Annotated in this window: 21 protein-coding genes and 1 pseudogene; 18 read left to right on the top strand and 4 right to left on the bottom strand. The window is 60.8% G+C overall.

The window, feature by feature from the left end:
• The first annotated feature begins 109 nt into the window (after window positions 1–109).
• Window positions 110–1,168 carry a DNA polymerase IV gene (dinB, locus tag BJQ17_RS09260; protein WP_161775046.1) on the top strand — a complete coding sequence of 353 codons (1,059 nt, stop codon included), beginning with the start codon at window positions 110–112 and terminating at the stop codon, window positions 1,166–1,168.
• Between the two features lie 26 nt (window positions 1,169–1,194).
• Here dinB and BJQ17_RS09265 read toward each other — a convergent pair whose 3' ends face one another.
• From BJQ17_RS09265 to BJQ17_RS09275, 3 genes are all read right to left on the bottom strand, one after another.
• Window positions 1,195–2,148 (bottom strand): hypothetical protein, encoded by a 954-nt coding sequence (locus tag BJQ17_RS09265; protein WP_003254789.1) that lies wholly within the window; start codon window positions 2,146–2,148, stop codon window positions 1,195–1,197.
• 20 nt (window positions 2,149–2,168) lie between these two features.
• The gene (locus BJQ17_RS09270; protein WP_003254788.1) at window positions 2,169–3,884 is read right to left on the bottom strand and encodes a proline--tRNA ligase; all 1,716 of its coding nucleotides are present in this window, start codon (window positions 3,882–3,884) and stop codon (window positions 2,169–2,171) included.
• 160 nt (window positions 3,885–4,044) lie between these two features.
• The gene (locus tag BJQ17_RS09275) at window positions 4,045–5,310 is read right to left on the bottom strand and encodes an OprD family porin (protein WP_012051471.1); all 1,266 of its coding nucleotides are present in this window, start codon (window positions 5,308–5,310) and stop codon (window positions 4,045–4,047) included.
• 691 nt (window positions 5,311–6,001) lie between these two features.
• Between BJQ17_RS09275 and BJQ17_RS09280 the strand changes: the two genes are divergently transcribed.
• Both BJQ17_RS09280 and BJQ17_RS09285 read left to right on the top strand, forming a co-directional pair.
• Window positions 6,002–6,421 (top strand): HIT domain-containing protein, encoded by a 420-nt coding sequence (locus BJQ17_RS09280; protein ID WP_070095932.1) that lies wholly within the window; start codon window positions 6,002–6,004, stop codon window positions 6,419–6,421.
• 1 nt (window position 6,422) lies between these two features.
• Window positions 6,423–6,629, top strand: a complete 207-nt coding sequence (locus tag BJQ17_RS09285) for a SlyX family protein (protein WP_003254785.1) — start codon at window positions 6,423–6,425, stop codon at window positions 6,627–6,629.
• Window positions 6,630–6,750: 121 nt separating this feature from the next.
• Here the strand turns inward: BJQ17_RS09285 and BJQ17_RS32380 are convergent, their stop codons facing one another.
• Complete coding sequence (locus BJQ17_RS32380) at window positions 6,751–7,344, bottom strand: cold-shock protein (RefSeq protein WP_003254784.1); 594 nt, start codon at window positions 7,342–7,344, stop codon at window positions 6,751–6,753.
• Window positions 7,345–7,624: 280 nt separating this feature from the next.
• Here BJQ17_RS32380 and BJQ17_RS09295 point away from each other — a divergent pair, with 280 nt between their 5' ends.
• From BJQ17_RS09295 to pal, 15 genes and pseudogenes are all read left to right on the top strand, one after another.
• Entirely contained in the window at window positions 7,625–8,098 is a 474-nt protein-coding gene (locus tag BJQ17_RS09295; protein ID WP_003254783.1) for a Dps family protein, read from the top strand.
• Window positions 8,099–8,176: 78 nt separating this feature from the next.
• Window positions 8,177–8,251: pseudogene (locus BJQ17_RS32050) on the top strand (dihydroorotase); the annotation flags it as partial.
• A gap of 234 nt (window positions 8,252–8,485) precedes the next feature.
• Entirely contained in the window at window positions 8,486–8,815 is a 330-nt protein-coding gene (locus BJQ17_RS09300) for a ribbon-helix-helix domain-containing protein (RefSeq protein WP_003254778.1), read from the top strand.
• Window positions 8,816–8,909: 94 nt separating this feature from the next.
• Window positions 8,910–9,131 carry an FmdB family zinc ribbon protein gene (locus BJQ17_RS09305; RefSeq protein WP_003254776.1) on the top strand — a complete coding sequence of 74 codons (222 nt, stop codon included), beginning with the start codon at window positions 8,910–8,912 and terminating at the stop codon, window positions 9,129–9,131.
• 93 nt (window positions 9,132–9,224) lie between these two features.
• Window positions 9,225–11,000: an aspartate--tRNA ligase gene (gene aspS, locus BJQ17_RS09310; RefSeq protein ID WP_004575741.1), complete on the top strand. Its 1,776-nt coding sequence runs from the start codon at window positions 9,225–9,227 to the stop codon at window positions 10,998–11,000.
• Window positions 11,001–11,114: 114 nt separating this feature from the next.
• Entirely contained in the window at window positions 11,115–11,861 is a 747-nt protein-coding gene (locus BJQ17_RS09315) for a YebC/PmpR family DNA-binding transcriptional regulator (protein ID WP_003254770.1), read from the top strand.
• Between the two features lie 185 nt (window positions 11,862–12,046).
• Complete coding sequence (gene ruvC / locus BJQ17_RS09320; RefSeq protein WP_003254769.1) at window positions 12,047–12,571, top strand: crossover junction endodeoxyribonuclease RuvC; 525 nt, start codon at window positions 12,047–12,049, stop codon at window positions 12,569–12,571.
• A gap of 109 nt (window positions 12,572–12,680) precedes the next feature.
• Window positions 12,681–13,298 (top strand): Holliday junction branch migration protein RuvA, encoded by a 618-nt coding sequence (gene ruvA / locus BJQ17_RS09325; protein WP_003254768.1) that lies wholly within the window; start codon window positions 12,681–12,683, stop codon window positions 13,296–13,298.
• Window positions 13,295–14,341: a Holliday junction branch migration DNA helicase RuvB gene (gene ruvB, locus BJQ17_RS09330; RefSeq protein ID WP_003254766.1), complete on the top strand. Its 1,047-nt coding sequence runs from the start codon at window positions 13,295–13,297 to the stop codon at window positions 14,339–14,341. Before ruvA ends, ruvB begins: the two co-directional genes overlap by 4 nt.
• 125 nt (window positions 14,342–14,466) lie before the next feature.
• Window positions 14,467–14,919, top strand: a complete 453-nt coding sequence (gene ybgC, locus BJQ17_RS09335) for a tol-pal system-associated acyl-CoA thioesterase (protein WP_003254764.1) — start codon at window positions 14,467–14,469, stop codon at window positions 14,917–14,919.
• Window positions 14,920–14,921: 2 nt separating this feature from the next.
• The gene (gene tolQ / locus BJQ17_RS09340) at window positions 14,922–15,617 is read left to right on the top strand and encodes a protein TolQ (RefSeq protein ID WP_003254762.1); all 696 of its coding nucleotides are present in this window, start codon (window positions 14,922–14,924) and stop codon (window positions 15,615–15,617) included.
• A gap of 14 nt (window positions 15,618–15,631) precedes the next feature.
• Entirely contained in the window at window positions 15,632–16,084 is a 453-nt protein-coding gene (tolR, locus tag BJQ17_RS09345; RefSeq protein WP_003254760.1) for a protein TolR, read from the top strand.
• A complete protein-coding gene (tolA, locus tag BJQ17_RS09350; RefSeq protein WP_012051476.1) occupies window positions 16,084–17,202 on the top strand; it encodes a cell envelope integrity protein TolA in 1,119 nt (372 codons plus the stop codon). Before tolR ends, tolA begins: the two co-directional genes overlap by 1 nt.
• 26 nt (window positions 17,203–17,228) lie before the next feature.
• A complete protein-coding gene (gene tolB, locus BJQ17_RS09355) occupies window positions 17,229–18,500 on the top strand; it encodes a Tol-Pal system beta propeller repeat protein TolB (RefSeq protein ID WP_012051477.1) in 1,272 nt (423 codons plus the stop codon).
• Between the two features lie 54 nt (window positions 18,501–18,554).
• Complete coding sequence (gene pal, locus BJQ17_RS09360; RefSeq protein WP_003254755.1) at window positions 18,555–19,055, top strand: peptidoglycan-associated lipoprotein Pal; 501 nt, start codon at window positions 18,555–18,557, stop codon at window positions 19,053–19,055.
• The last annotated feature ends 1 nt before the right edge of the window (window position 19,056 follow it).

Below are 19,056 nucleotides of genomic sequence, written 5' to 3' on the forward strand. Positions count from 1 at the left end.
CGGGGCTTTCAGGCCGATTATCGTGTAGCAAAGCAGGTGAGCTGTTTCAGAGGAGGGCGCATGCGATACTATCTGTATGAATTTACAGTGCTGACGGTCGTCCATGTCCTTGCGCAAGATCATCCACGTCGACTGCGATTGTTTCTACGCTGCGATCGAGATGCGTGATGACCCGCGCCTGGCCGGTCGCCCCATGGCGGTGGGGGGCTCGCCCGACCATCGCGGGGTAATCGCCACCTGCAACTATGAAGCGCGTGCCTATGGCGTGCGCTCGGCCATGTCATCGCGGCATGCGCTGAAGCTCTGCCCCGATCTGTTGATCGTCAAGCCGCGCTTCGAGGCCTACCGTGAGGCCTCGCGGGAAATCCACACGATCTTTCGCGACTACACAGAGCTCATCGAGCCTTTGTCCTTGGACGAAGCCTATCTGGATGTCAGCGACAGCCAGTGGTATTCGGGCAGCGCCACGCGCATTGCCGAGGATATACGCCGGCGTGTTGCCCGCACCCTGCATATCACCGTGTCGGCTGGCGTGGCGCCTAACAAGTTTCTGGCCAAGATCGCCAGTGACTGGCGCAAACCCAACGGGCTGTTCGTGATTACCCCAAATGAAGTGGAAACGTTCGTTGCAGCCTTGCCGGTGGCCAGGTTGCATGGGGTGGGTAAGGTGACGGCCGACAAACTGACGCGGCTGGGCATCGAAACCTGCCTGCATTTGCGTGAGTGGTCACGGCTGGCATTGGTGCGCGAGTTCGGCAGTTTTGGCGAGCGGTTGTGGGGGTTGGCGCGGGGGATCGATGAGCGTGCAGTGCATAACGACAGCCGACGCCAGTCGGTGAGTGTGGAAAATACCTACGACACCGACCTGCCAGACCTGGCCAGTTGCTTGGCGCGGCTGCCAGATCTGCTGGCTAGCCTGAACGAACGCATCGCTCGAATGGACAGCAGTTACCGGCCAGACAAGCCGTTCGTCAAGGTCAAGTTCCATGACTTCAGCCAGACCACCATGGAGCAAGCCGGGGCCGGCCGGGACCTGGAGAGTTATCGGCAATTGCTGGGGCAGGCGTTCGCCCGTGGCGGCAAGCCGGTACGCTTGCTAGGGGTAGGGGTGAGGTTGCGTGACTTGCGGGGCGCACATGAACAGCTGGAGCTGTTCCCGCCTAAATGAAAGGGGCTGCAATGCAGCCCCTTCTATTAATGCACGCCTGGATCCGCCACCAACCGGCCAGTGGCCTTGGTCAGCGACTGCAGGAACTCCTGTTGCAGCTCCGGATCGTTGCGGGTCAGCTCGATCAGGCTCTGTTCCATTTCACTGGCTTCCTCTTCAAGGCCCAGTTCGGACAGGCGCTTGACCCGGTGCACCCACTGGCCGACATCATCGTCTTCGAGGTCATCGAAGATCAGCTCATGGGCTTCGAGCAGCTTATTGCGCAGGGTAGCGCTGACCAACAGGCTGGCATCGCCTCGTACCGCATTGTCCTCGTCAAGTACTTGCAGGTGCAGGGTGCCGACGTGGTTGAGGTTTTGCTCGGAGAACGGGCTGTCGAGCAGGTTCAGGCGCAGCACGCCGTTGCGGTCCGTGGTCAGCTCGTGGGTCATCTTGCCGGCCTTGACCTCGACCAGGCGCTCGCTCCAGGGCAGGCTGGTGGATTCCTCTCGCTGGCCTTTCTGCACTTCGCTGATCCCGGCCAGGTTCTGCTGGGCGCGGCCGTTGGATGGCACGTTCATGAACGGATTGAGCCCATCCACGCCATAGCTGAGCCAGTCGTGGGTGATACTTTGCGGCAGGTTGCCCAAGGCGAAGACGTTGACCACATTGGCGCCGACACCCGCCACCACGGCCACTGCACCCAGCGGGATCTCGTAGATCTCCCGCCAGGGTTGGTAAGGCGTGTAGCGGTCATAGCGACGGGTCACTTCGAATTCGGTCACTTCGAAGCGCTTTTGCTCATGCACGCGCACACGTCGCTGCGGAAGCTCCATCACCTTCGGCTCGCCGACATCGATCTGCAGGGTGTGCTCGAGCAGTTTGCGCTCGACGCGCTCCTCATGGTCGCTGCGCTGGGACATCTGGTTGGCGCAGCCGCTGACGAGCAGGGCGCCGCACAGTGCGGCGCCCCCAAGGGTAAAGGTACTTCGCTTGTACATGATCACTCGTGCATTGGTTATCAGCGGCGAACGCGGGCCTGCAGGAAGGCCAGCACTTCATTGAGCGGCAACGCCTGGGCGTCCTGCTCGGTGCGGTGCTTGTACTCCAGGTTGCCTTCGGCCAGGCCGCGATCGCTGACGACGATGCGGTGTGGGATGCCAATCAGCTCCATGTCGGCAAACTTGATGCCTGGGCTGGTCTTCTTGTCGCGGTCGTCCAGCAGCACTTCGAAGCCGGCAGCAGTCAGTTCGGCGTACAGCTTGTCGGTTGCCTCACGGACCACCTCGGTTTCATAGCGCAGCGGTACCAGAGCGATCTGGAACGGGGCCAGGGCGTCGTTCCAGATGATGCCCTTGTCGTCATAGCTCTGCTCGATGGCCGCGGCGACCACGCGGGAAACGCCGATGCCGTAGCAGCCCATCGACAGAACCACCGGCTTACCGTTCTCGCCCAGTACCTGGCATTTCAATGCCTCGCTGTACTTGGTACCCAGCTGGAAGATGTGGCCCACTTCGATGCCGCGCTTGATCACCAGGGTGCCCTGGCCGTCCGGGCTTGGGTCGCCTTCGACCACGTTACGCAGGTCGGCAACCTGTGGCACCGGCAGGTCGCGTTCCCAGTTGACGCCGAAGTAGTGCTTGTCGTCGATGTTGGCGCCAATGCCGAAGTCGCTCATCAGGGCAACCGAGCGGTCGATGATGATTTCCAGTGGCAGGTTGAGCGGGCCGAGCGAGCCGGCGCCGGCGCCAATGGCGTCGCGCAGTTCGGCTTCGGTGGCCATGACCAGCGGGTCGGCAACCTGTTCCAGCTTGGTGGCCTTGATTTCGTTCAGTTCGTGGTCGCCACGGACGATCAGGGCAATCAGCTTGCCCTCTTCGGCACCGCGTACGATCAGGGTCTTGACGGTCTTTTCGATCGGCAGGCCGTGGTTTTCCACCAACTGGGCGATGGTCTTGGCGTTCGGGGTGTCGACCAGGCGTAGCTCCTCGGTAGGGGCAGGGCGCACGGTTTCACGCGGGATAGCCTCGGCTTTCTCGATGTTGGCGGCATAGTCGGAGCTGTCGCTGAAGATCACGTCGTCTTCGCCGGACTCGGCCAGCACGTGGAACTCGTGCGAGTAGCTGCCACCGATCGAGCCGGTATCGGCCTGCACAGGGCGGAAGTCCAGGCCCAGGCGGGTGAACACATTGCTGTACGCCTGGTGCATGCGGTCGTAGGTTTCCTGCAGGGAAGCCTGGTCGGCATGGAACGAGTAGGCGTCCTTCATGATGAACTCGCGGCCACGCATCAGGCCGAAGCGCGGGCGGATTTCGTCACGGAACTTGGTCTGGATCTGGTACAGGTTGAGCGGCAGCTGTTTATAGCTGGACAGCTCGTTACGGGCCAGGTCGGTGATCACTTCTTCGTGGGTAGGACCGACGCAGAAGTCACGCTGGTGGCGGTCTTTCAGGCGCAGCAGCTCAGGGCCGTATTGCTCCCAGCGACCGGATTCCTGCCACAGCTCGGCGGGCTGGATGCTCGGCATCAGCACCTCCAGGGCGCCGGCGGCGTTCATTTCCTCACGCACCACGGCTTCGACCTTGCGCATTACCCGCAAGCCCATCGGCAGCCAGGTGTACAGGCCGGAGGCCAGTTTGCGGATCATGCCGGCACGCAGCATGAGCTGATGGCTGATGACCACTGCGTCGGCAGGGGTTTCTTTCTGGGTGGCGAGCAAATATTGACTGGTGCGCATGGTTAGCCGTGTCGATTGCCTAAGACGTTGAAATAGCCCCGCATTGTACGGGGGGGAAACGAAGGCGTACAGGATGCCCCAGGGCGTGACACTTGTCAGCCAAGAAAAAGCCCGGCGTATTTGCCGGGCTTTTTCAGGTGCGGGGCACTGCAAGCCAGGCTTACAGGATGCTCAGCGGGTACTCCACGATCAGGCGCAGTTCGTCGATCGATGGGGAATCGTAGTAGACACCATCGGAAGAACGGTAGGTGGCTTGACGCACGCGGAAGCTCAGGTCTTTCGCCGGGCCTTCCTGCAGCACGTACTTGATGTCGACGTCGCGTTCCCATTCTTTGCCGTTGGTGGTGCCGGCGACGTTGGCGTCGGAACCGCGTACATAACGGGTCATGAAGGTCAGGCCTGGAATGCCGTATTCGGCAAAGTTCAGGTCGTAGCGAGCCTGCCAGGATTTCTCGTCTTCGGCGTTGAAGTCGGAGCGGGCCACGGAGTTGGCCAGGAAGATGGTGCCGCCACCGTCGATACCATAGCCATAGTCGCCGTCACCGGTGACTTTCTGGTAGGCCAGGGTGAAGGTGTGAGCGCCGATGTTGTAGGCGCCCGACAGGCTGAACGCGCGGTTGTCCAGCTTCTCGCCATCGAATGCGCGGTACTCGGCAGAGCCTTCGCTCTTGGTGTCATAGATGTTGAAGTCGAACACCAGGCCTTGATTGTCGGAGATTGGCAGCGCCCAGTTGACGTTGGCGTAGTATTTGCGCCAGTAGTCTTCAACCTTCGAGTAGTACAGGCTGGTGCTGAGGTTGTCGGTGAAGGCGTAGGTGCCGCCGACCACGTTGGCTTCCTTCAGGCCGAAGCTGTCGCGGTTGGTTTGTTCCTGGGCAGTCAGGCTGGTGAAGTGACCAGCGTGCAGGGTCAGCCCTTCGATCTCGTTGCTGGTGATCAGGGTGCCCTGGGCGATTTCTGGCAGCAGGCGGCTGTCATCGGTGGCGAAGACCGGCAGCGCGGTGAACTGGTCACCCACTTTCAGCACGGTGTCGGAGATGCGGAATTTGACCGCGCCGCCGCCCTTGGAGTAGTCATCCTGCGAACGGCCGTCGGAACCGGTCGGGAACAGGCCGGTACCGGCACGGCCCTTGCCGCTGTCCAGTTTCAGGCCGAGCATGCCGATGGCGTCGACACCTACACCCACGGTGCCTTGGGTGAAGCCGGACTCGAAGGTGCCGACGAAGCCCAGGCCGGTTTCTTCGCGACGGCTCTGACCGCCTTCGTTGTTGCGGAAGTCACGGCTGAAATACAGCATGCGGGTCTTGACGCTCAGCTTGCTGTCTTCGATGAAACCTTTGGACTCGTCCTGTGCCGAGGCCATTGCCAACTGCGAGGTCCCTGCCGAAACGGCCAGGGCGATCATGCTCCACTTCATCACGCGCATCGTGATTTGCTCCTTTGGTTTTTAGGAAGAGTACCGCTGCGTCCAAGTCTTTTAGTTATATGGGGCAGCTCTTTCTTGTTATGTCGGCGAAAATGTATAGCACGCAGACTGTTGTTGGCGATATGGCTATAAGCACTCTTTGCGGAACTTTTTCACCGTGTCGCTTTTAAGTATTTCCATGTCGCAAATCACGCCCCGGTTCAGGGGCCGTATAACCTCAGCGCTGTTCCTGTCACCGTAATGAATCGGTAACTGCCGATTCCGGATGAGGAAACTCCCTGGTAACCCATGTCGCTGTTGTTATTTGTCGCGTACAGCTGCCACTGCAGGTGTCGTGCCGACTTGGCGTGAAGGGAATGCAACAAGCGTGCTCAAAATTCGCAACAGTTCATGAAATTTTCACAAAACCTGCTACCGAGGGTCGGAAAGTGCCGTAAATGCGGGACGAAGGCGGCGTGAGTGATTTTTGGGATCGAGAATCATTAAAATTTAAAAACCTGCCATTAGAGTCAAGGTGTTACCGCAACTTGTTCATCCGGCGTCGTTTGTGGGGTGGTCAGTGTGGGGAGGGCGGGCAGGTGGCCTCATTTTGGTGCGAAAAGTAGCGCTGTGTTACCGGGAGTGTGCAAGGTATCCTTGCTGGCCTGTTTTCCGCCTGAAGCGGGATGGTATTGCCTGAAGGAGATATGCCGTGTTCGTCCTCGATTCGCGTTTGCAGCAGGATTCGCTGGTGTTGGGAGAGTTTTCGCTGTGCCAGTTGCTGCTGAGCAAGGATGCCAATTACCCATGGTTCATTCTGGTGCCCAAGCGCGCTGGTGTCAGTGAGCTGTTCGAGCTGGATGCGGCAGAGCAACAGCAGTTGTGGCAGGAAACCACCTTGTTGGCAGAAGCGCTGAAGGCCAGCTATGGGGCCGACAAGATGAACGTGGCTACCTTGGGCAACGTGGTCAGCCAGTTGCACATGCATGTGATCGTGCGCCAGCGCGACGACGCCGCGTGGCCGGCACCGGTATGGGGCAAGTGTGCGCCTGTGGGCTACACCGATGATCAACTGCAAGCCGTTCGCCTGCGCCTGCGCGGGCTACAACTTGCTGGTTACCAAGAGGCCTGAGATGACACTGGAAATGCGGATGGTCGAACTGGAAACCCGTCAGGCGTTTCAGGATGACGCTATCCAGGCGCTGAATGACGTGGTGGTGGAGCAAGCGCGTGTGATCGAGCGGCTGCAATTGCAGATGGCCGAGCTGATCAGGCGCCATGAAGAGATGGTTGGCCAGTATGGCAGCGAAGGGGAAGAGGCCCCGCCTCCTCATTATTGAGTTGTTCCCGGCTGCTATCGCCGGCAAGCCAGCCCCCACAGGTGTGATGCTGCCTTCAGGTGCAGCACGGCCCTTGTGGGCGTTGGCTTGCCGTTGATAGCGTCGGCCGGTCAGCCGTTGGTCAGCGGCGGGTTACTGCAACCACGTCTTCGGCCTGCAGGCCCTTGTCGCGGTGCATCACCGAAAACTCCACGCGCTGGCCTTCGACCAGAATGCGGTGGCCCTCGCCGCGGATGGCCCGAAAGTGCACGAAAATGTCATCACCCGAGTCTCGGGAGATAAAACCAAAGCCTTTCGATGTGTTGAACCATTTGACGGTGCCGGTATCACGGTTGCCGGCATCTTGTGCCACGTGTTGACTGCCGCGTGCCTTGCGCGGGCTGCGGGCAAAGCCCACGGCCAGATGCAGGGCCACGGCCAGCGCCGCACACACCAGGGCTGCCAGGTTGCCCATTTCCGGGCGGGCCAGTAGCGTCAGGGTCTGCAGCACGACGGCGACCACCAGCAGGGCGCAGGCCAGGTGCTGCAGTTGTTGCCGCGCGCCGCGATGATACAGCGGCACGACCGGGGCCAGCACCAGATTGAGCAGGCCGAGAAGGGCCAGGTAGACCGCGTCGGGTTGCTGCAGGAAGGGTGTCGCATCGGTTTTCAGGCTGGGTATGAGCGATAGCAGCAAAGCTGCGACGCCCGTCACCAGATGGACGATCTTGAACATGGGGTTGGCTCACTGTTGATAAGGCCGATCACAGGAAGAGCTGGCAGCACGGTGCGCATGAGATATAGAGCGCGAACACGTGGCAGGCCAGCCTATGCACCCGGCAATGACAGTCCGCACGGGTGGCACAGTGCCTATTTAACAGTAAAGCCACAGCCTACTCAAACCGCGGGCCGCCCAGTGGCGATGTATTGCGCCATGTCACATGCGGGATGCGACAAGTGTTGCTACAGTGGTCGGCGCCCGCTTGAGTCTCAAGCCTTATGGAAAGGGGAGCTTCATGGCAATCGATATCGGTATCAGTGAAGAAGATCGCAAGTCCATCGTCGATGGGCTGTCCCGCCTGTTGTCGGATACCTACGTGCTGTATCTGAAAACCCATAACTTTCACTGGAACGTCACCGGCCCGTCGTTCCGCACCCTGCACCTGATGTTCGAAGAGCAGTACAACGAACTGGCGCTGGCAGTCGATTCGATCGCCGAGCGCATCCGTGCCTTGGGCTTCCCGGCACCGGGTTCGTATGCATTTTATGCACGGCACTCGTCGATCAAGGAGGAGGAAGGCGTCCCCCCGGCAGACGAGATGATCCGTCAGTTGGTTCAGGGGCAGGAGGCCGTGGTACGCACTGCGCGCAGCATTTTCCCTGTGGTGGACAAGGTTAGTGACGAGCCGACCGCCGACCTGCTGACACAGCGCATGCAGGTACACGAGAAAACCGCCTGGATGCTGCGGGTACTGCTCGACGGCAAGTAACCGTTGCTCAAGGCGGAAAGCTTGCGCAACCTCTGTGGGAGCGGGCACGCCCGCGAACACCGGCGCAGCCGGTGCCCACCATTCATCGGCAGCCGCCTGCCAGGTGCAGTGCGTTATACCTTGGTCGACGGGCACCTCTGCCACGAGGCCTGAGTAACCCCTGTGGGAGCGGCCTTGTGTCGCGATAGGGCCGCAAAGCGGCCCCAGCAATCTATGCATGATGCCGAGATCCTGGGGCCGCTGCGCGGCCCTTTCGCGACGCAAGGCCGCTCCCACAGGCTCCGCCTGGCAATCCGGTATTTGCGAAGGAACATTTTGCCGCTGCTTTAAGCTCGCCCGTCAGCGCTTCATAGGCCACCTGGTACCTGTGACGAGGAAGTGTGGCGCATGATGCAAGCGAGCAAACGTATGGCTGGCCAGGGCAGCTGGCCAGGAAAACAGTGCATCGACCCGTTCAAGGCGGACTTCGACATGTTGCAGACGCAGCCGGTGTCACGTTCGGTGCGGCTCAACGGCTTTTCTACCTGTTTGCGCCTGGAGGCTGTCTACTGGGGTATCCTTGAGCGCATCGCTGCCGCCAACCGTTGTTCGGTCAGTGCGGTGTTGTCCTACGTGGACCGTGAAGTGCACCTGCGCCAGGGCGGAGTGCGCAACTTCAGCGGGCTGATCCGGGTAATCTGCGTGGCGTGGCTGCAGGACCCGCCAAGTGTGCGCTGATCGCCAGGCGGGCTGCGCAGTGCTTGCTAACCATATATAATCCCGCTTTTTGCTGCCCCCCGGCAGCCAGCGTTATGGTTGACGAGAGACACCCATGCCCCTTTATGACTATCAATGTGCGTCCTGCGAGCACCGCATGGAAGTGCTGCAGAAGATCAGCGCCGCGCCGCTGACCGATTGCCCGGCCTGTCAGGCGCCGGCACTGAAAAAGCTGCTGTCGGTGCCAGGCTTTCGCCTGAGCGGTAACGGTTGGTACGAAACCGACTTCAAGACCGGGGCGAAAAAGAATCTGGCAGGCGGCGACAAGGCCGACTGAGTTGAATGCTGTGACCGGGTCTTGCAGTATTAGCCCTCCGGGCGGCCAAGGCCTCCACCGAATACACGAATCACGAGAAGCGAAACCACCATCATGATGCGCAGCCATTATTGCGGCCAACTGAACGAGAGCCTGGACGGCCAGGAAGTCACCCTTTGCGGCTGGGTCCATCGTCGCCGCGACCACGGCGGGGTGATCTTCCTCGACATCCGTGACCGCGAAGGCATGGCCCAGGTCGTGTTCGACCCGGATCGCGCCGAAACCTTCGCTGCCGCCGACCGTGTGCGCAGCGAATACGTCGTGCAGATCACCGGCAAGGTCCGCAAGCGTCCTGAAGGTGCAGTGAATGCCAACATGGCATCCGGTGCCATCGAGATCCTCGGCTACCAGCTGAACGTGCTCAACGAAGCGGAAACCCCGCCGTTCCCCCTGAACGAATACTCCGACGTCGGCGAGGAAACCCGCCTGCGTTACCGCTTCATCGATCTGCGTCGCCCGGAAATGGCCGACAAGCTGCGCCTGCGCTCGCGCATCACCAGCAGCATCCGTCGCTTCCTCGACGAAAACGGCTTCCTCGACGTCGAAACCCCGATCCTCACCCGAGCCACGCCGGAAGGCGCGCGCGACTACCTGGTGCCAAGCCGTACCCACGCCGGTAGCTTCTTCGCCCTGCCGCAATCGCCACAGCTGTTCAAGCAGCTGCTGATGGTCGCTGGCTTCGACCGTTACTACCAGATCGCCAAGTGCTTCCGTGACGAAGACCTGCGTGCCGACCGTCAGCCGGAATTCACCCAGATCGACATCGAGACCAGTTTCCTCGATGAAAGCGAGATCATGGGCCTGACCGAAAGCATGATCCGCAAGCTGTTCAAGGAAGTGCTCGACCTGGAATTCGGCGAATTCCCGCACATGACCTTCGAAGAGGCCATGCGCCGCTACGGCTCCGACAAGCCAGACCTGCGTATTCCGCTGGAGCTGGTTGACGTTGCCGACCAGCTGAAGGATGTCGACTTCAAGGTGTTCGCCGGCCCGGCCAACGATCCGAAGTGCCGCGTTACCGCCCTGCGTCTGCCAGGTGGTGCCAGCATGCCGCGCAGCAAAATCGACGAGTACACCAAGTTCGTCGGTATCTACGGTGCCAAGGGGCTGGCCTACATCAAGGTCAACGAGCGCGCCAAGGGCGTCGAAGGCCTGCAGTCGCCGATCGTCAAGAACATCCCTGAGGCCAACCTCAACAACATCCTCGATCGCGTTGGCGCCGTAGACGGTGACATCGTGTTCTTCGGTGCCGACAAGTTCAAGGTGGTCAGCGAAGCCCTGGGTGCGCTGCGTATTCGTCTGGGTCACGACTTCGAGCTGCTGACCTGCGAGTGGGCGCCGATGTGGGTCGTCGACTTCCCAATGTTCGAAGAGAACGAAGACGGCAGCTTCACTGCATTGCACCACCCGTTCACCGCGCCGAAGTGCACCCCGGAGGAGCTCGAGGCCAACCCGGCCACTGCCCTGTCCCGTGCCTACGACATGGTGCTGAACGGTACCGAGCTGGGTGGCGGTTCGATCCGTATCCACCGTAAAGAGATGCAACAGGCGGTATTCCGTCTGTTGGGTATCGAGGCAGAAGAACAGGAAGAGAAGTTTGGCTTCCTGCTCGACGCTCTGAAGTTCGGGGCACCGCCTCACGGTGGCCTGGCGTTCGGTCTGGACCGTCTGGTCATGCTGATGACCGGCGCTCAGTCGATCCGTGAAGTGATCGCGTTCCCGAAAACCCAGAGCGCCGCATGCGTCATGACCCAGGCCCCTGGCATGGTCGACGCCAAGGCCCTGCGCGAGCTGCACATCCGACTGCGCGAACAGACCAAGGTCGAGTAAGCAGTCCCCGGGCGCATCCACATGGATGCGCCTTTGCGTTTCGACGCAGGTATTTTCCCGTCCCGCCCCGTCATGGGGCGGGGCTGTTTGTGATTCAAAGGATTCGGAGTCGTTATGGCTGGTCATTCCAAGTGGGCGAACATCAAGCACCGCAAAGAGCGCCAGGATGCCAAGAGGGGCAAGGTCTTCACCAAGTGGATCCGCGAACTGACGGTCGCTGCCAAGCAGGGTGGCCCTGATCCGGCATCCAACCCGCGCCTTCGCCTGGCGCTGGACAAGGCGTTGGGCGCCAACATGAGCCGCGACATCATCGATCGTGCCGTGGCCCGTGGTGCTGGCACCAATGAAAGCGACAATGTCGAAGAGCTTAGCTACGAAGGTTACGGCCCGGGTGGCGTGGCGATCATGGTCGAAGCCATGACCGACAACCGCAACCGTACCGCCGCGGCCGTGCGCCATGCCTTCACCAAGTGTGGCGGCAACCTGGGTACTGACGGTTCTGTGGCCTACCTGTTCGAGCGCAAAGGCCAGATCAGCTTTGCCCCGGGCGTGGAAGAGGACGCGTTGATGGAAGCGGCAATGGAAGCCGATGCCGACGACGTGGTCGCCAACGACGACGGCTCCTTCGACGTGTTCACCTCGTTCAACAGCTTCTATGCCGTGCGTAATGCCTTGGAAGAGGCTGGCTTCAAGGCCGCTGACGCGGAAATCGTCATGCAGCCGACCACCAGCGCCGAACTCGACCAGGACGGTGCCGAAAAGGTGCTCAAGCTGATCGACATGCTCGAAGACCTGGATGACGTGCAGAACGTTTACTCCAACGCCCAGATTTCCGATGAGATCATGGAAAACCTCGGCTAAGGTGATTTGGCATTTTGTGCCAACTCTGAGCGTTTGATAGCGCCTGTGCCGGCCCTTTCGCGGGTAAACCCGCTCCTACAGGTATTGCGCCCATTTCAAATGTGGTGCAGTACCTGTAGGAGCGGGTTTACCCGCGAAAGGGCCGGCGCAGTTTGTAGAGATGCATCATTTTTTCGACGGGCTTTATGACTCTGATTCTAGGTATCGACCCCGGCTCGCGCATCACCGGCTATGGCGTGGTACGCCAGACCGCCCGTGGTTGCGAGTACGTGGCGTCGGGCTGCATCCGCACCGGCAGCGGTGAGCTGCACGAGCGGCTGCAGATTGTTTTTCGTGGTGTCAGTGAAATCATTGCTCAGCACGGCCCGGTGACCATGGGCATCGAACGGGTGTTCATGGCCCGCAACGCCGATTCGGCGCTCAAGCTTGGCCAGGCACGTGGCGCGGCTATCGTCGCCGCCGCCGAGGCCGGCCTGGAGATCGCCGAGTACAGCGCCACCCAGGTCAAGCAGGCCGTGGCCGGCACGGGGGGGGCCAACAAGGAGCAGGTGATGATGATGGTCATGCACCTGCTGAAATTGACGCAAAAACCGCAGATCGACGCTTCCGATGCCCTGGCCATCGCCCTGTGCCACGCCCACACCCGCTCCAGCCTGGTGCCGCATGGCTTGAGCACAGCGCGGCGACGCGGCGGGCGCTTGCGTCTGTAAGCGCTTCATGCGCTGATACACATTTTGTTCGGGTGATGCATTCACCTGCTGCATTTGCTGATAGGGTTGAGCGGTCTTTGACCGGCTCCCCGAGAGGAAGGATCGGAACGTGATTGGACGTTTGCGCGGCACCCTGGCGGAAAAACAACCGCCTCACCTGATTATCGACGTCAACGGCGTGGGTTACGAACTGGAAGTTCCCATGACCACGCTGTACCGTCTGCCCAAAGTGGGTGAAACCGTCACGGTGCATACCCACCTGGTCGTGCGCGAAGATGCCCACTTGCTCTACGGCTTTGCCGAAAAACGTGAGCGCGAGCTGTTCCGCGAGCTGATCCGTCTGAACGGCGTAGGGCCTAAGCTGGCCCTGGCGCTGATGTCCGGGCTGGAAGTGGATGAACTGGTGCGCTGCGTACAGGCCCAGGACACCTCAGCCCTGGTGCGCGTGCCGGGCGTCGGCAAGAAAACCGCCGAGCGCTTGCTGGTCGAGCTCAAGGACCGTTTCAAGGCCTGGGAAACCTCGCCGGCCATGTTCACCCTGGTGTCCGATGGGCCTTTGCCGGTTGCCAGCGAGTCCAGTGCCGAGGCCGATGCAGTCAGTGCCTTGGTCTCGCTGGGCTACAAGCCGCAGGAAGCCAGCAAGGCAATTGCCGCGATCAAGGACAAGGCCGGCCTGAGCAGTGAAGAGCTGATCCGCCGCAGCCTGAAAGGGATGATTTCCAAGTGATCGAAGCCGACCGCCTGATCGCCGCCAGTGGCCGCGACCGCGAAGAAGTCCAGGACCGTGCGATTCGCCCGCTGAGCCTGGACGAGTACATTGGCCAGCCGGTGGTGCGCGAGCAGATGGCGCTGTTCATCCAGGCCGCCCGCGGCCGCGGCGAATCGCTTGACCACACGCTGATCTTCGGCCCGCCCGGCCTGGGCAAGACCACCCTGGCCAACATCATCGCCCATGAAATGGGCGTGTCGGTGAAGAGCACTTCGGGGCCGATTCTCGAGCGCCCCGGCGACCTGGCAGCGATGCTGACCAACCTCGAGCCGCACGACGTGCTGTTCATCGACGAAATCCACCGGCTGTCGCCTGTGGTCGAAGAAGTGCTTTACCCGGCCATGGAGGACTTCCAGCTCGACATCATGATCGGCGAAGGCCCGGCAGCCCGTTCTATCAAGCTCGATCTGCCACCCTTCACCCTGGTGGGGGCTACTACCCGTGCCGGCATGCTGACCAACCCGCTGCGTGACCGCTTCGGTATCGTGCAGCGCCTGGAGTTCTACAACGACAAGGATCTGAGCACCATTGTCAGCCGCTCGGCCAACATCCTTGGCCTGGCCATCGAAGACCAGGGGGCCTACGAGATCGCCCGTCGTGCCCGTGGCACGCCGCGCATCGCCAACCGCCTGCTGCGCCGCGTGCGTGACTACGCCGAGGTGCGCGGCAAGGGCCAGATCACCAAGGCCGTGGCTGACATGGCGCTGAACCTGCTGGATGTCGACGAGCGTGGTTTCGACCATTCGGACCGTCGCCTGTTGCTGACCATGATCGAGAAGTTCGACGGCGGCCCGGTGGGCGTGGACAACCTGGCTGCAGCCATCAGCGAAGAGCGTCATACCATCGAAGATGTGCTTGAGCCGTACCTGATTCAGCAGGGCTACATCATGCGCACGCCACGCGGCCGCGTGGTCACCCGGCATGCCTACCTGCACTTTGGGCTGAATATTCCCGGGCGCTTGGGGGAGGGGGGCGATTTTTCCGAGCCAGGCGATGAATGACAGATCAAAAGCGACTTTTCGTGGTCCTACCGCTGGCATGCCCTGGGTGCGCTGGCAATAAGACATTAATGAAGAAAAAACAGTTGCCACAGCGGATTGGCAAGCTGAGGAGTAAGCACTAGAGTATGCGCGCGCAAAATCAGCTCGAACCGTTCGCACACCGGTGTCGCGTCTATTACGAAGATACCGATGCGGGCGGCGTGGTGTATTACGTCAACTACCTGAAATTCATGGAGCGCGCGCGCACCGAACGCCTGCGGCACCTGGGCTTTTCCCAGTCGCAGCTGGCTGAAGACAACCTGCTGTTCGTGGTCCATTCCAGCGAAGCGCGCTATCACGCGCCGGCGCGGCTGGATGACGAATTGCGGGTGACCGCGCAAGTACTTGAACTCAATCGCGCCAGCTTGCGTTTCGTACAGCAGGTCTGGCGGGAAAAGGATGAAACGCTGCTTTGCGAAGGGCAGTTCCTGGTGGCTGCCGTGCGCGCCGACACTTTCAAACCCCGAGCCCTACCCCCCCAGCTGCGCGACGCCTTTGCGGCGGACGGCTCGGGTAATCAATCGAATGCAGGAGAATAAGCGTGGAAGCTAACGTCGTCGACCATACCTCCATGTGGAGTCTGGTCAGCAATGCCAGCGTGGTGGTACAGCTGGTAATGCTGACCCTGGTGGCCGCCTCGGTCACCTCATGGATCATGATCTTCCAGCGCAGCACCATGCTGCGCGCCGGTCGTCGTGCGCTGGATGCCTTCGAAGAGCGTTTCTGGTCAGGCATCGACCTGTCCAAGCTGTACCGCCAGGCAGGCAGCAACCCAGACCCGGACTCCGGCGTGGAGCAGGTGTTCCGTGCCGGTTTCAAGGAGTTCTCGCGCCTGCGCCAGCAGCCGGGTGTCGACCCGGACGCTGTCATGGAAGGTGTTGGTCGTGCCATGCGTGTGGCCATCTCGCGCGAGGAAGAAAAACTCGAGCAGAGCTTGCCGTTCCTGGCCACCGTTGGTTCGACCAGCCCGTACATCGGCCTGTTCGGCACCGTGTGGGGCATCATGAACTCCTTCCGCGGCCTGGCCAGCGCACAGCAGGCCACCCTGGCCACCGTTGCACCGGGCATTGCCGAAGCACTGATCGCTACCGCCATCGGCCTGTTCGCGGCAATCCCGGCTGTCATTGCCTACAACCGTTTCGCCGCGCGCAGTGAAATACTGATCGGCCGTTACTACACCTTCGCCGACGAGTTCCAGGCGATCCTGCACCGCAAAGTGCACACCAGCGAAGAGTAATCAGGTAGAAGCCCATGGCCCGAGTTCGCCACAAACGCAAGCCCGTCGCCGAGATGAACGTGGTGCCCTACATCGACGTGATGCTGGTGCTGCTGGTCATCTTCATGGTGACGGCGCCCATGCTCAATCAGGGCGTGAAGGTCGACCTGCCCAAGGTTTCCAGCGAAGCCTTGCCGCAGGACAACAACGTCCAGATCCTCACCATCTCCATCAAGGCCGATAAAACCTATTACTGGAACCTCGGCAGCGAAGTCGATACCGACAAGCAGATGGACAAAGCCATGACCTTGCCGGCCATGACCGACGCCGTTACCAAGATCATTGCTGCCGGCCGTGACCAGGGCAAGCAGACCCAGGTGTTCATTCGTGGCGACAAGGCTGTCGACTATGGCGCGGTCATGGGTGCCATGGGCGGGTTGCAGAAGGCCGGTGTCGGTAACGTTGGCCTGATTACCGAGGCGCCCTGATGCAACAGCGAGAGCCATCCGCCTCGGAAAGCTACTTCTGGCCCAGTGTCTGGGCCATCGGCCTGCATGTGCTGGTGTTTGCCCTGCTGTTCGTCAGTTTTGCCATGACGCCTGAGCTGCCGCCTTCCAAGCCGATCGTTCAGGCTACCCTGTACCAGCTCAAGTCCAAGAGCCAGGCAACCACCCAGACCAATCAGAAGATTGCCGGGGAGGCGAAGAAAACCGCTTCGCGCCAGACCGAAGTCGAGCAGCTGGAACAGAAGAAGGTCGAGCAGGAGGCCGTGAAGGCCGCGGAACAAAAGAAAGCTGACGCCGCTCAAAAGGCCGAAGAGGCCCGCGAAGCCGCCGAGGCGAAAAAAGCCGAGGATGCTGCCAAGGCCGCCGAAGCTGCCAAGGCTGCCGAGGCCAAGAAAGCCGCCGAAGCCAAGAAAGCCGACGAGGCGAAGAAAGCCGCCGAGAAACAGCAGGCCGACATCGCCAAGAAAAAGGCTGAGGACGAAGCCAAGAAAAAAGCCGAAGAAGAGGCCAAGAAAGAGGCCGCTGAAGAGGCGAAGAAGCAAGCCGCCGAGGAAGCCAAGAAAAAGGCAGCCGAAGAGGCCAAGAAGAAAGCAGCCGAGGACGCCAAGAAGAAAGCGGCGGCCGAGGACGCGAAGAAGAAGGCAGCTGAAGAGGCCAAGAAAAAGGCCGCTGCAGATGCCCAGAAGAAGAAGGCACAGGAAGCGGCCCGCAAGGCGGCAGAAGACAAGAAAGCCCAGGCACTGGCCGAGCTGTTGTCCGATACCACCGAGCGGCAGCAGGCGCTGGCCGACGAGCAGGGTGACCAGGTGGCCGGTGACTTCGACGACCTGATCCGTATGCGCGCGGCCGAGGGCTGGGCACGTCCGCCTTCCGCGCGCAAGGGCATGACGGTGGTCCTGCAGATCAACATGTTGCCGGACGGTACCATCACCAGTGTCAGCGTGGCCCGTTCCAGTGGTGACGGCCCGTATGACAGTTCGGCGGTGGCTGCGGTGAAGAACATTGGTCGTTTGACCGAGATGCAGGGTATGAAGCCGAGCGATTTCAACCAATATCGTTCGTTCAAGATGACATTTACACCTGAGGATCTAGCGTTGTGATTAAACGTCTGAGAGGACTGCTGGTCATGCTCTGCTGCGTGGCAGGCATGGCGGTGGCAGAAGAAAAGAACATCCTGGTTACCAGCGGCAGTGATCGGGCCACGCCCATCGCGGTAGTGCCGTTCGGTCTGCAGGGCGGCAGCGTGCTGCCCGAAGACATCGCCGACATCATCGGCAATGACCTGCGCAACTCTGGCTACTACTCGCCAATTCCGCGGCAGAACATGATCAGCCAGCCGTCGCAGGCCAGCGAAGTGATCTTCCGTGACTGGAAAGCGCTGGGTGCACAATACGTGATGGTCGGCAGCATCGTGCCGTCGGGCGGTCGCCTGCAGGTGCAGTACGCGCTGTTCAACGTCGCCACCGAGCAGCAAGTGCTGACCGGCAGCGTGGCGGGCAGCACCGACCAGCTGCGCGACATGGCGCACTACATTGCCGACCAGTCGTTCGAGAAGCTGACCGGCATCAAGGGCGCGTTCTCTACGCGCATGCTGTACGTGACGGCCGAGCGTTTCTCCACCAACAACACCCGCTACACCCTCCAGCGTTCGGACTACGACGGTGCGCGTGCGGTGACCCTGCTGCAATCGCGTGAGCCGATCCTGTCGCCGCGCTTTGCGCCAGATGGCAAACGGATCGCCTACGTTTCGTTCGAGCAGAAGCGCCCACGTATCTTCGTGCAGAACATCGATACTGGCCGCCGCGAGCAGGTGACCAACTTCGAGGGCCTCAATGGCGCGCCAGCCTGGTCGCCAGACGGTTCGCGCCTGGCGTTCGTGCTGTCCAAGGACGGCAACCCGGACATCTACGTGATGAATGTGGCCTCGCGCCAGATCAGCCGTGTTACTGCAGGCCCGGGTATCAATACCGAGCCGTTCTGGGGCAAAGATGGCAACACCCTTTACTTCACTTCCGACCGTGGCGGCAAACCGCAGATCTATAAACAGTCGGTCAGTGGTGGTGGTGCCGAGCGCGTAACGTTCGTGGGTAACTACAACGCCAACCCGAAACTTTCGGCGGACGAAAAGACCCTGGTAATGATCCATCGCCAACAGGGCTTTACCAACTTCAAAGTGGCGGCACAGGACTTGCAGCGCGGAAGTGTAAAGATTCTGTCTGAAACAAGTCTTGATGAGTCTCCCACTGTTGCGCCAAACGGCACCATGCTAATCTACGCCACCCGCCAGCAGGGCCGGGGAGTCTTGATGCTCGTGTCGCTTAATGGCCGCGTGAGGCTCCCACTTCCTACCGCTCAAGGCGAAGTCAGAGAACCGTCCTGGTCCCCTTACCTGAACTGATTGCGGCGTAATACATTTTGCTTAACACACTGGGGTTTCATTAGGAGTTTCACGATGGAAATGCTGAAGTTTGGTAAATTTGCTGCGCTGGCCCTGGCCATGGCCGTAGCTGTAGGTTGCTCCTCGAAGGGCGGTGATAACGCAGGCGAAGGCGCTGCTGTAGACCCTAACGCTGGCTACGGTGCCAACACTGGCGCTGTTGACGGCTCCCTGAGCGAAGAAGCCGCCCTGCGCGCAATCACCACCTTCTACTTCGAATACGACAGCTCGGACCTGAAGCCAGAAGCCATGCGCGCTCTGGACGTTCACGCCAAGGACCTGAAAGCCAACGGCAACCGTGTTGTTCTGGAAGGTAACACCGACGAGCGCGGCACCCGCGAGTACAACATGGCTCTGGGTGAGCGTCGTGCGAAAGCCGTTCAGCGCTACCTGGTTCTGCAGGGCGTTTCCCCTGCTCAGCTGGAACTGGTTTCCTACGGCGAAGAGCGTCCAGTTGCTACCGGCAACGACGAGCAGTCCTGGGCTCAGAACCGTCGCGTAGAACTGCGTAAGTAAG

This window comes from Pseudomonas sp. NBRC 111139 (genome assembly GCF_001753955.1).
GTDB classification, from domain to species: Bacteria; Pseudomonadota; Gammaproteobacteria; order Pseudomonadales; family Pseudomonadaceae; genus Aquipseudomonas; species Aquipseudomonas alloputida.